The sequence below is a fragment of the Stenotrophomonas sp. AGC87 genome (genome assembly GCF_057333975.1).
In genome coordinates, this window is record NZ_JBHFHW010000004.1 from 379,288 (window position 1) to 391,337 (window position 12,050).

8 protein-coding genes are annotated in these 12,050 nt (G+C 60.0%); 6 read left to right on the plus strand and 2 right to left on the minus strand.

Annotated elements, in window-relative coordinates; all coding sequences use genetic code 11:
• Positions 1 to 6 precede the first annotated feature (6 nt).
• The 5 genes from ACE026_RS02530 to ACE026_RS02550 all read left to right on the plus strand — a co-directional run bounded on the left by ACE026_RS02530 (position 7) and on the right by ACE026_RS02550 (position 7,966).
• Complete coding sequence (locus ACE026_RS02530) at positions 7 to 3,243, plus strand: efflux RND transporter permease subunit (protein ID WP_017354995.1); 3,237 nt, start codon at positions 7 to 9, stop codon at positions 3,241 to 3,243.
• 78 nt (positions 3,244 to 3,321) lie between these two features.
• Positions 3,322 to 5,781, plus strand: coding sequence for a heavy metal translocating P-type ATPase (locus tag ACE026_RS02535; protein WP_017354994.1), 2,460 nt, complete (start codon positions 3,322 to 3,324; stop codon positions 5,779 to 5,781).
• A gap of 1 nt (position 5,782) precedes the next feature.
• Entirely contained in the window at positions 5,783 to 6,508 is a 726-nt protein-coding gene (locus tag ACE026_RS02540; protein WP_154349944.1) for a response regulator transcription factor, read from the plus strand.
• A gap of 69 nt (positions 6,509 to 6,577) precedes the next feature.
• Entirely contained in the window at positions 6,578 to 7,300 is a 723-nt protein-coding gene (locus ACE026_RS02545) for a hypothetical protein (RefSeq protein ID WP_017354992.1), read from the plus strand.
• A gap of 387 nt (positions 7,301 to 7,687) precedes the next feature.
• Positions 7,688 to 7,966: a hypothetical protein gene (locus tag ACE026_RS02550; protein WP_027080079.1), complete on the plus strand. Its 279-nt coding sequence runs from the start codon at positions 7,688 to 7,690 to the stop codon at positions 7,964 to 7,966.
• 12 nt (positions 7,967 to 7,978) lie between these two features.
• Here ACE026_RS02550 and ACE026_RS02555 read toward each other — a convergent pair whose 3' ends face one another.
• Entirely contained in the window at positions 7,979 to 9,076 is a 1,098-nt protein-coding gene (locus ACE026_RS02555) for a UvrD-helicase domain-containing protein (protein ID WP_017354990.1), read from the minus strand.
• Positions 9,054 to 10,634, minus strand: a complete 1,581-nt coding sequence (locus ACE026_RS02560) for an ATP-dependent nuclease (RefSeq protein ID WP_017354989.1) — start codon at positions 10,632 to 10,634, stop codon at positions 9,054 to 9,056. The genes ACE026_RS02555 and ACE026_RS02560 overlap by 23 nt, the downstream gene beginning before the upstream one ends.
• 272 nt (positions 10,635 to 10,906) lie before the next feature.
• On the opposite strand from ACE026_RS02560, the gene ACE026_RS02565 reads away from it, so the two are divergent.
• On the plus strand, positions 10,907 to 11,947 hold the full coding sequence (locus ACE026_RS02565; protein WP_017354988.1) for a DNA-binding protein: 1,041 nt from the start codon (positions 10,907 to 10,909) through the stop codon (positions 11,945 to 11,947).
• Positions 11,948 to 12,050 lie beyond the last annotated feature (103 nt).

Here is a 12,050-nt window from a genome sequence, read left to right on the forward strand (position 1 = left end):
TACACCATGTTCAAGATCATCATTGAAGCAGCGGTCAAGTTCCGTTGGCTCGTGGTGTTTCTGGCTGCTTCGATTGCCTGCTTTGGCTTGTTCCAACTGAGCAAGCTGCCAGTCGATGCTGTACCAGATATCACCAACCGCCAGGTTCAGATCAATACCATCGCACCTGCCCTTACTCCGGAGCAGATTGAACGCCAGGTCACCTATCCTCTGGAGACGGCCTTGGCCGGCATCCCAGGTCTGAACACCACTCGCTCCCTATCACGCAATGGCTTCTCTCAGGTCACCGCGATCTTCACTGATCAGACCGACATCTATTTCGCCCGCCAGCAGGTGGCAGAGCGGATGCGGGAGGCTGCCGGAGATCTGCCCGAGGGCGTGTCCCCCATGCTCTCCCCGGTTACAACCGGGCTGGGCGAGGTTCTCATGTGGACGGTGGACTTCAAGCCATTCGACCCCAAGAAGCTGGCCAAGCCCGGCCAGGCTGGCTGGCAAGAGGGTGAGGTCTACCTGACACCAGAGGGCGATCGTCTTGGAACCGCCCAGGAGCGCGCAACGTACCTGCGTACTGTCCAGGACTGGATCATCGCACCACAGATGCGCTCCAGCCCCGGCCTGGCCGGTGTTGATACGGTGGGTGGGTACGTCAAGGAATACGGCATCTACCCCGACAGCGCTCGACTGGCGGCATACAACTTGGGTCTGGCCGATCTGGTCCAAGCACTGGAACGCTCCAACGTCCAGGCTGGCGCCGGATTCGTCCAGCGTGCGGGCGAAGGCCTGGTCGTTCGGGCCGACGGCCTTGCCCTTACCACCGACGACTTGGCTCAGTCGCCCGTTGCCACCAAGGACGGTGTGGTCATCCGGGTGGCCGATGTTGCCGAGGTCGGTATGGGGCGCGCCCCACGGCTTGGTGCAGCTAGCCGAAATGGTCATGAGGCGGTACTGGGCACGGCGCTCATGATCGCCGGCGGCAACAGCCGCACCGTCGCTCAAGCTGCAGCTGAGCGCCTGGCACAGGTCAATGAATCTCTGCCCGCCGATATCTTCGCAGAGCCAGTGCTGGACCGTAGTGTGCTGGTTAACTCCACTGTCAAGACTGTCGCCAAGAACCTGACCGAAGGTGCCCTGCTGGTCGTAGTTGTGCTGTTCCTGCTCCTGGGCAACCTGCGTGCGGCAGCCATCACCGCATTGGTCATTCCGCTGTCGTTCCTGTTCGCTGTTATCGGCATGAACAAGTTCGGTATCAGCGGCAACCTGATGAGCTTGGGTGCGCTGGACTTCGGAATCCTTGTAGATGGCGCGGTAATTGTGATCGAGTCCACCCTGCTGATGCTTGGCAAGCGGCGTGCCGAACTTGGCCGACCCCTCAATGCCATGGAGCGACTGCGTGTAGCCGCCGACTCGGCGAGGAAGATGGCGCGTCCTGCAGCCTTCGGTCAGGTGATCATCCTGTTGGTGTTCGCACCGATCCTTACCTTGGAAGGTGTGGAAGGCAAGACGTTCCACCCGATGGCCGCCACCTTCATGCTCGCCCTCGTTGGCGCATTCATCTTCTCCTTTACCTTCGTACCGGCGATGGCTGCCCTGCTGGTCAGGGAGCCCAAGCTCCACGCGAAGAAGGAAGGACACGAGGGCGACCAGGACGAAGAACATGAGACAGCCATCATCCGCGTCCTGCGCGGCCGCATCGAACCGGTGATCCAAGCGGCGATTCGTAGGCCCAAGGCAGTGTTCGCTGGCGCCCTCGTGATGCTCGCAATGGGCGTGGTCGGCTTTACGATGCTGGGTCGAGAGTTCATGCCAACGCTTGATGAGGGAAATCTCGCTATGCAAGCGTTGCGTGTGCCATCTACGTCGCTTGAGCAATCGTTGGCTATGCAATTGGCGCTGGAGAAGGCCATTGCTGCTGAACCAGAGGTTGTGACGGTCTTCTCGCGGACCGGTACTGCAGAAGCAGCTATCGACCCCATGCCGACCAACATCTCCGACAGTGTGATCGTACTTAAACCGAGAAAGGAGTGGCCAGACTCTTCCCTGAGCAAGGAGGATCTGATTGCAAGGTTTGAGAAGATCGCCGCCTCGCAGATAGGCAACAGCTTTGAATTCAGCCAGCCCATCGAGCTGCGCTTCAATGAGCTGATCTCAGGCGTGCGTACGGACCTGGCCGTCATGATCTACGGCGACAACTTCGAGCAACTGCAAGCTGTTGCCGATCAGGTCGCGCTGAAGCTGAGGAATGTCCAGGGCTCAGCGGATGTCCGTGTTGAACAGATTTCCGGCCTGCCCACGCTCAATGTGGCAATCGATCATCTTGCAGCTGCGCAGTATGGCCTCACGGCAGCGGACGTGAGCGACGCGCTTTCAACCGGTATTGGCGGCGCTGCGGCAGGCAAGATCTTCGAGGGCGACCGCCGGTTCGATGTTGTTGTGCGCCTCGGCGACGATGCACGCAATGACCCCGATCAGCTCGCGTCACTGCCGATTGCAACTCCAACTGGGGGCATCGTGCCGCTCTCCTCTGTCGCACGCATTGAGATCAGCGAGGGGCCGAACCAGATCAGTCGAAACAATGGAAGCCGTCGTGTGGTGGTGCAGGCAAATGTTCGCGGTCGTGACTTGGGCGGGTTTGTTGGAGAGGCCCAGGCGGCGGTGAAGGACGTACAGCTTCCGCCGGGCGCCCACATGACGTGGGGAGGTCAGTTCGAGAACTTGCAGCGGGCTGAAAAGCGACTCATGACAGTTGTTCCGATTGTCTTCCTATTGATCGGCAGCCTGCTGTTCATGGCATTGGGCAGCGCAAAGGAGGCGGGCCTGGTGTTCACCTGCGTCCCACTGGCCCTGGTTGGCGGAATTCTCGCGTTGCTGGTGCGTGGTATGCCGTTCTCGGTATCTGCCGCCGTCGGATTCATCGCGGTATCGGGTGTTGCGACCCTGAATGGATTGGTGCTCATGCAAGCCATCAGAGAGAGGCTTGATGCAGGTGACAGTCCATTGATCGCTGCAATGAACGGTGCCGGCAGCCGAATTCGCGCGGTGGTGACCACCGCGCTGGTGGCGATCGTTGGCTTCATTCCAATGGCTATTGCGAGTGGATCTGGTGCTGAGGTGCAGAAGCCTCTCGCCACGGTGGTCATTGGCGGCCTGTTGACCGCAACAGTACTGACACTTCTTGTGCTGCCGACATTTGCGGGGCGCTTGGCCAAGGCAGGCCCGAAAGGGCAACCGGAAACTGTCCACTGAATGATGGAGTGTTTGGGCCCGGCAGAGCATCTGCCTGCCGGACTTCCCGTTCCATTTTTATGACGTTGGAGGGAACAAATGAACCTGACCACAGAACTCGAACTGCCAGTAATACTCCCAGGTGTCTCTCGGGACGACAGCTGCGTCCAGAGGCTGGTCGCTGGTCTTCAGGACATGGAGGGAGTATCGCGCGTGCACATTCGCGAGGGTAGCGACGAAGCTCTCGGAACGCTCTGCATTCATTACGACCCCGAGATCGTCTCGCTTCAGCGAGTGCGAGAGGTGGCGGCATCCGTGGGCATTGAGTTGGGTGATCGGTATGGCCACCTTTTCTTGGAGCTTGGTTCGGCCGTTCACGCACGAAAGGCAAGGACAATTGCGGCGCAAGTGCAGGCCGTACCAGGCGTCATTGAAGCCACCACCAGCCCAGCTGGTGGCATAAGCATCGAGTACGAGAGAGCCAAGACAGGCGAGGCGGAGCTGAGAGCGAAGCTTGAGGCGCTGGGTGTAGCGCAAGAGCCACCGAGTCCGAGGGGAGATTTGAAGGATCAGCACGAAGGACACGATCATAAGGACCGACAGGACCCCGGTCATTCCCACGGGGGCACGCTAGGTGGCAATAGTGAGCTGATCTTCTCACTTGCTTGCGGCCTGCTCCTGATCGTGGGATTTGCGATTGAAAAGCTTGGGTTGACCCAAACGCCCTGGATCCCCACAGCGTTTTACGTAGCAGCCTACGTCTTTGGCGGCTGGTTCACGCTTGGCGAGGCGATCGGGAACATCAAGCTGAAGCGCTTTGAGATCGATACGCTGATGCTGGTTGCAGCGGCAGGCGCAGCCGCGCTCGGCGCATGGGCCGAAGGCGCCTTGCTTCTGTTCCTCTTCAGTCTCGGTCACGCCCTTGAACACTACGCGATGGGCCGGGCTAAACGTGCGATAGAAGCTCTCGCCAAGCTTGCCCCAGAAACTGCCAGGGTGCTGAGGAATGGGCAGGTCGTGGAAGTCCAGGTTGAATCGTTGATACCTGGAGATGTGGTGGTCGTACGTCCCAATGACCGGATGCCGGCGGACGGATTCGTTATCAAAGGGGCTAGCAGCGTTGACCAAGCCCCTGTCACCGGGGAAAGCATCCCGGTTGATAAGCTGGCAGTCAATGACGCTGCTCTAGCACGGGATCGACCTGATTCGGTGGTAATGGAGTCACGTGTTTTCGCCGGCACTATCAATGGCTCCGGCGCCCTGGAGGTTGAAGTCACGCGTCGATCAGGCGAATCGGCACTGGCCCGCGTCGTCAAGATGGTAAGTGAGGCTGAGACTAGGAAGTCGCCCACGCAGCGCTTCACGGACAAGTTCGAGAGAGTATTCGTTCCCGCGGTGTTGATTCTGGCTGTGCTCCTCCTTTTCTCCTGGGTTGTGGTTGATGAGCCATTCCGTGACAGCTTCTATCGTGCTATGGCAGTTTTGGTGGCAGCGAGCCCCTGTGCACTGGCCATAGCCACGCCAAGTGCTGTTCTGGCGGGCATCGCAAGAGCGGCACGTGGTGGTGTGCTCATCAAAGGTGGGGCGCCACTCGAAGAGCTAGGAATGATCCGCGCCATCGCGTTCGACAAGACTGGAACGCTCACTGAAGGCAAGCCGCGAATTACCGACATCAAAGTGATGCAGGGAACGACAGAGCAGGAACTGCTTCACGTTGCCGTCGCCGTCGAGGCTTTAAGTGACCACCCTTTGGCCGCAGCTATCGTTCGAGATGGTAATACTCGCCTGGGCGATGGACCGGTCATGGTAGCGACAGACCTCGCTAACTTCGCTGGAAGAGGCGTTCAGGCGAAGGTGAACGGCATTGACGTGTGGATAGGAAAGGCAGAAATGTTCGGTAACGACGGCATTGGCGCTCTATCCGCGGGTGCGGAGTCTGCCATTGAGGAGCTCCGTAACGCCGGCAGAACCACGATGGCCGTTCGCCTAGGTGATCGCGACCTAGGTGTCATCGGCCTTATGGATACGCCCCGGCCAGAGGCGCGTGAAGCCCTGGACAAGCTAAGGCGCTTGGGCATCCAACGAATGATCATGATCTCTGGCGACCACCAGACTGTAGCTCAAGCCGTGGCAACGGACGTGGGTCTAAACGAGGCATGGGGAAATCTCATGCCTGACGACAAGGTGAAGGCAATACGTCAGTTGAAGGAGACGGAGCGAGTGGCAATGGTCGGCGACGGTGTGAATGACGCACCCGCAATGGCTAGTGCCAGCGTCGGAATTGCAATGGGTGCCGCCTCTTCGGACGTAGCGCTGGAGACTGCCGACGTCGCGCTTATGTCTGAGGATTTGAGACAGGTTGCATTCTCTGTAGCGCTTAGTCGACGCACGAAACGGGTGATCCGTCAGAACGTGTATGTGAGCCTGGGCGTCGTAGCGTTGTTGGTTCCTGCGACCATCCTAGGTCTTGGCATTGGACCGGCTGTGGCAGTGCATGAAGGTTCAACCTTGTTGGTTGTATTCAATGCGCTGAGGCTCCTTGGCTTCCGTCAGTCGTGACATGCGAATTCTAGTGATTGAGCGCGATCGAGAAGTCGCTTTGAAGATTCTGGCCTACTTCGAGGCCCGAGGGCATCAGCTTGATACCATCGGGGACGGCATCGCCGGCCTTCACTTTGCGGCGTCCAATGGTTACGACGCAGTCATTCTTGATTGGATGCTTCCTCGCATGGAAGGCCCGGAGGTTCTGAGAAGGCTGCGGTTGAATCACGGTGTTTCAGTTCCTGTTGTGATGTTGGCTGCAAAGGTTGCGCTCTCGGACAAAATCATCGCTTTCCGCTCCGGTGCAGATGACTATGTGACCAAGCCTTTTGAGCTCCCGGAGCTCGAAGTTCGCCTAGAGGCGTTGGTTTCCCGTACGGAGGGACGCGTAACAAGGAGGCGGCTGCTGATCGGAGAGCTCACGTTGGACCTGAGAACGTTGGAGGCCACACGGGCTGGAAAACGACTGCATCTGTACCCAGCTTGCAGGAAGCTCCTTGAAGCGCTGATGCGGGCAAGTCCTGCCGCTGTGACCAGGCGGCAGCTTGAGCACACTCTCTGGGGTGACGACCTGCCCGACGGGGATCTTCTGCGATCACAGATGTCCAGCCTGCGGCGAAGCATTGATGGTCCGTTTGAGGAAAAGATGATCCAGACGCTGCCGCGGGTTGGGTATCGACTGATACCGCCATCAAGGCCTATGCCCCCCCCCGGGGAAGGGAGGCCCTATGACGGTGAGGCGTAGACATGGCTGCAGAGCCGTCAGTGCAGACCTTGAGCGCCTGACTATTTGGCCACGTATTCTGATCAGAGTATGACCATGTGGAAGCCAGCCGCACTCCCAATTGGCGCGTTCTTGGCCGCAGCGATTTGGGGCGCAGCGGCCATGGTGCCCTTCGCGCCGGCATCAGAAGAGATGATGTTTTGGATACCGGTGTCGATTGCGCTAACGAGTGCGGCTGCTGCATTGGTAGTTGCGATGATGCAAGACATCATTCTGGTCGCGGTAAAGAGATGGCCACTGTTCGTGAAATTCTATCCAACCCTCTGCTTGGAGCCACTCCCCTTTGCATTCCTTCCAATCGTGCTGTCACTCGCCGGAATTGCGGAGTTCGGTCCAGCGATGCTGAGTGCAGCTCTATTGCTGATCGGCTTCTCGTTTGCGGAGACTCTCTTCGCCGCCGCCCTCCACAGAGCCCGGGCGACGCCGACCGCGGTTGTGATCTCGATGCAGTGCGCTGCTCTGGTGTTTGCAGTTTACATGTACAAGAAAGGCATCCAAGCGAACGTCAGTGACATCAGTTGGCCGTGGTTCGCATCGTCTGTCACTGCCATGAGTCTATTCTCCTTCCTAGTCGGAAGGTATTGGGCCAACCTGCTTCGTGATGCTGAGGTGGGGTTCTCTCCCTTACTGAAGTGGGTTCTGGTCACCTTCATAGCTGAAGGATCTACTAGTGAATGGAGCCGGTGGAGATTGAAGCAACCTATTAAGCAACGCAGACCACCGGGGCTTCGGTCCAAGCCTCGCAGGAAATAGGATCCGATCAACCAATCCAAATCATGGAGGCTAATTCTTGACAACTGCGAGCGCGACAAATATGACGCAAGGGCGGATGGGACCACCCGTCGTCAGTCTCGCTCTGTGAGAGGTGGCGCATCGAGATCACGTTTGTGGAGGTCTTCTACCGGCCGGAAGCAATACCCCGAGGTAGGTCCGTGGTGGCGACTTCTGGTTTCAATGCGCCCGAAGCCCACCGGAGCCTCAAAGATGCGCGCTCAGGGTTGCAGCGGTCGCTGGCGACAGTCGTCATCGGCCGGAGCCTGTCCCCCGCCTACCAACCTTGCTGGCAAGGCCGGTGTTTTTTGATTGCAAGATTCAGACCTATCCCGCCTGACAATCACATTCCCTGGAGTCACCGCCAACATGAATGAAGCCGAGCTGGAACAAGTGCGTACGGCGATGTTTACCGACCCCGGCGTGAAAGCGGTGGATGACCTGCGCCTAGTCCCCGCCAAAGAGCGCGGTCGTGCGATCGCGGCCACCATCACCGTCGCTGCGCCCTCGGTCGACCTGGACCTGGTGCATGCGGTGATCGCCCGCGTGCTGGCCGATCAATTTGACATCGATCAGGTCATGCTGTGCTTCAACGACCCGGGTCCGGTGCCACCACAGCCCACCGCGGCGCCCTTGAAGAAAATGTGATCGCCCGTGGCTCTATGCGTCTGCGTTGGCGGGCGCATAGAGCTGATAACCCGGCAACGCGCACGCGCCGGCATACACAAAGGCCACGCTTTGCCGCGCCCGGGTGAAGGCCACGTAGTACTTTGGTGGGGCGGTGATACGCGCTGCATCTGCCGTGCGCAGGTACTGTGTCAGCGGGCCGTTCGGAAAGATGAGGACCCGGCTGTAGGTGCGGCCCTTGCACTGCCCAAAGTTCACGGCCGGTAGTCCGTCGCACGCTTGCCGCCGGTCATGCCGGAGCACGGTGGGCGCAAACTCCTGCATGTACGCTTCAACATCCGCTGGAGCGACGAGGTAGATGCCATCGTGCCCGGTGACCTCGCCATTGCCTGATTGGGTTCGCGGCATCTGCGGATAGAGCGTGTCCGCCATATCGCACAGGGCCTGGACGCAGCGAAGGCTGATGAGGCGGTGATCCAGCTGGCATAAGCCGTCCGCCTCCCAAATCTGAAACAGCGCTGCCAGATTGGGTCCACGATACTGGCTGTGCCTTTGAGCATAGTTGGTGGCATACGTCGCCTGCCGCGTATCACCCACCAACGTGATGGCAATGCCGCTCTTCAACAGCCGCTCGACCAGATCCAGATCAAAGCCGGCGAGGTCCTGAACTTCGTCGATGTAGAGCTCGTCGTACATGGCCGCCAGGCGTGCCATGACCTGACCTTGGGTGAGCTCATCGCAGCGCACAGCGAAATCGGCCGCCCGGTCCGAATACATCCGGTTGCCTGCCAAGTAGTGGCGCGCCACCTGGGTGCGTGGGGCCCTGTTATTGGTGACACCTTCTACGAACAGGATGGTCTCGATGCGAGGCTCAGGGCAAAGCGCTGCCTGGTACGGGCGGATGCACTGGCACAGCAGGAAGCCATACCAGCTGTGCAAAGTGACATGCACGGGGACCGCACCGGCGTGGACCTCAAACGAGCGCCGGATCTCTTCTAGATTCTCCAGCGTGTAGGTGACAATCGCGATGCGACGCCCAGGCCGCTCCAGGGCCTGCCGGACCAGCAAGGTGGTCTTGCCCGAGCCGGCCGCCGAAAGCAGGACCCGGTTAGGTGATGGCGCGCTGGACATAGTCCGGGAACCTGATCGAGTGCGGGCTGTTGAAGATCGCCAGGGCCGTATCGGTCTTATGGCCCTTCATGTACTTGAGCAGCGCCACCTCATCGGCAAACGTCTTGCCCAGCACGGTATTGAGTTCGGCCAGCGAGTTGGCTTTGATCAGCTGCTCTTCCAGCGATGGGGCGCTTTCGTCGGAATCGTAATAGATCGCGTTGATGTGTTCGGCATAGCGCTCCTGCACAACGGCGATATCGCCATCATTGTCGGTGATCACCTTGGCCTGGATTTTCAGCCGATCTGCAATCTGCAAGAAGCGCTTGAATGCCAGCGACTTGACCGAAATGATGTCTACGCCGCGAGCCATCGGCGCCACGCCATGGTGGTCGCTGTAGGCGCGCTGCACGATCAGCTCGTCGGAAGGGCCTTCCACCAGGATCGCCTGCTTGGCCAGGATCAATCGCAGCGTGTCGTGGCCCGGCAGCTTCATGAAATAGTCATGGGTATCGCTCGGCAGCTGGTCCAGCTTCATCTGGCCCTGCGCGCTGAACAGGATCACGTTGTCCACGCCCAGCTTATTCAACACGAAGCTGCTGTGGGTGGCGATGATCACCTGCTGGGCGGTGGAGAGGGCCGCAATCTTGTCGATCAGCTGGGTCATGCTGGAATAGGACAGATGGTTCTCCGGCTCCTCGATCAGCAGCACGTGGGCAGCGCCGGCCGCGTGCATCGCCAGCTTCATCTTCACCGCGCTTTGCTCACCCTTGCCGGCCTGGGTGAACGGGAGCTCATCCAGGTAAGGTGACAAGCTGGTTTCCCATGTTGAGCGCGGCGATGTGTCCACACCCACCGTCAGCGCCCGGTGGCTGATGTCCCCGGTGTGCTCGGTCAGGTACGCATTGATGGCCGCCACGTCCGCCTCTTCGGAAAAACTCTGCCGCATGCGGCGGAAGCTCAACGACAGCGAGACGCGCTGCGCAGGCGTCAGTGCCTGATCGATGATGCCGGCGATATAGCGATCGGCACCGGACAAGGTCTTGATGCCGTGAGTGTCGATGATGGTCGAATCGAACGGAATGCTGCGAGCGGTGACGCCATTGTTGGCGAAGGAATACCAGCGCACCGTGTAGTACTCCACCGGCAGGCTGACCGCACCCTGGTGCTGCTGCAGGTAGGCGTTGAACTCCTCGCGGTAGTCGTCGTTGAGCTCGACCAGCAGCCGGATGCCGGCGGTATCCAAGCGCAGGGAGTTGTTGGTGCCGCGCAACGACGCCAGCGCGACATCTGCGCCCAGATAGGCTTCGATGGAGATCCGTGGCGGCGAAGCCGGCGTGCCTGCAGCAAGGGTCGCCAGATATTCCTGCACCGCGGGCTGGTGGAACAGGTAGGGCGTGAGCTCGTAGGCGAGATTGCGCCCATGCAGTTGCCCGGTGACCACCACGTGGATGGCCTCCAGCAGGGTGGACTTACCGACCTCGTTGTCGCCCACCACCAGGTTCATGTGGGCGTTGAGGGGCAGGTCCAGATGGCGAAACGACTTGAAATTGTCGATGACGATACGTTCGATCGGCATGCACAGTCCTTTGATGGCCAACGAGTTCGGTGGCGGCGCCTGCTTGCACCCCGGCTGGCCTCCTTTCCGCTCTGGGCCATACTACCCAGGGATCGCCAGCCTTGGGCGGTTTCGTACTGTTTTGACGACTTGAAATGGCCGAAACGCTGGTTACGCGGGATAATTCAATATTATCCCGCCTTTAAATACGACCCGTACTCGGCGAGTAGTGTAACTTGATTGGTATGTAATTACGTGGTATGTAATACATTACGAAATAGTCGGAGAGTGCAATGGCACGCGGCGGCTTGTACAAGAGCGACATCCAGAAGGCCCGCGATGCGCTGCGGGCACAGGGCAAACACCCGTCGGTGGACGCGGTGCGGGTGGCGCTGGGCAACACCGGCTCCAAGACAACCATTCACCGCTACCTGAAGGAGCTGGAAGAAGATGAAGGGCAAGGCCTTGGCGCCAAGGTCGCGGTCAGCGACGCGCTACAGGACCTGGTCGGTCGGCTTGCCGGTCGCCTACACGAGGAGGCCGAGGCTGTAATCGCCGAGGCCCGGCAGCGCTTCGAAGCGCACTTGCAGGAGCGTAGCGAGGCGCTGGAACGCACCCAGCAGGAGGCGTCCACGCTGAGCGCGCAGCTTCAGCGCATTGAAACTGCCTTACGCGAAGAAAAGACGACCCACGCCGCAGCCCAGCAGGCCTTGGCCGAACGGGTCACCGAGGTCGCGCAGCTCGGCGAACGGATCGCGGGACTGACCGCGCGGCTGGCGGAGCACGAGGCGCATGCCCAGTCGCTGGAGCAGAAGCACCAGCATGCTCGCGAGGCGTTGGAGCACTACCGCACCTCGGTCAAGGACCAACGCGAACAGGAACAGCGCCGCCACGAGCACCAGGTGCAGGAACTGCAGGTCGCGCTGCGCCAGGCCAACGAGGCGCTGACCGCCAAGAACCACGAACTGGTTCAGCTCAACCGCGACAACGGGCAGTGGCTGGAACGCCACAGCCGCCTAGAGAGGGAACTGGCGCAGGTGCGGCAAGCTGCGGACGACCAGCGGAAGGAGCTGGACGCGCTGCGGCTTACGGCTGCGGAGTACCAGGCCTTGCTGGCACGCTGGACCCAGGACGCCCAAGCGTTGGAGAGCGCACGGGTCAAGCTGGCCAATGCTCACGCCGACTTGGCCAAGGAGCGAGAACGGCGTGAACAAGCCGAGGCCGAAGCGTTGCGTGCCGGTGTGCGCCAGGACACCTTGGAGCAGTTGCTGGCGCAGTTGCGGCCCGATCGCGCCGACAGTTCAGGTACCAACAAAAATCCGGCAACCAAATGATTTCACGGAAGAAATCAAATTCTGGGGGGCATTTTTGCACGTATCTCGGCTTAACCCCACATCCGCCATCCTTATGGGGTTTCCATGGGGGGGGGGGCGCGTG

Excerpts from the sequence above, each read along its gene's own strand:
- ACE026_RS02530 (WP_017354995.1), top strand. The coding sequence starts at position 7 with ATGTTCAAGATCATCATTGAAGCAGCGGTCAAGTTCCGTTGGCTCGTG.
- ACE026_RS02535 (WP_017354994.1), top strand. The coding sequence starts at position 3,322 with ATGAACCTGACCACAGAACTCGAACTGCCAGTAATACTCCCAGGTGTC.
- ACE026_RS02540 (WP_154349944.1), top strand. The coding sequence starts at position 5,783 with ATGCGAATTCTAGTGATTGAGCGCGATCGAGAAGTCGCTTTGAAGATT.
- ACE026_RS02545 (WP_017354992.1), top strand. The coding sequence starts at position 6,578 with ATGACCATGTGGAAGCCAGCCGCACTCCCAATTGGCGCGTTCTTGGCC.
- ACE026_RS02550 (WP_027080079.1), top strand. The coding sequence starts at position 7,688 with ATGAATGAAGCCGAGCTGGAACAAGTGCGTACGGCGATGTTTACCGAC.
- ACE026_RS02555 (WP_017354990.1), bottom strand. The coding sequence starts at position 9,076 with ATGTCCAGCGCGCCATCACCTAACCGGGTCCTGCTTTCGGCGGCCGGC.
- ACE026_RS02560 (WP_017354989.1), bottom strand. The coding sequence starts at position 10,634 with ATGCCGATCGAACGTATCGTCATCGACAATTTCAAGTCGTTTCGCCAT.
- ACE026_RS02565 (WP_017354988.1), top strand. The coding sequence starts at position 10,907 with ATGGCACGCGGCGGCTTGTACAAGAGCGACATCCAGAAGGCCCGCGAT.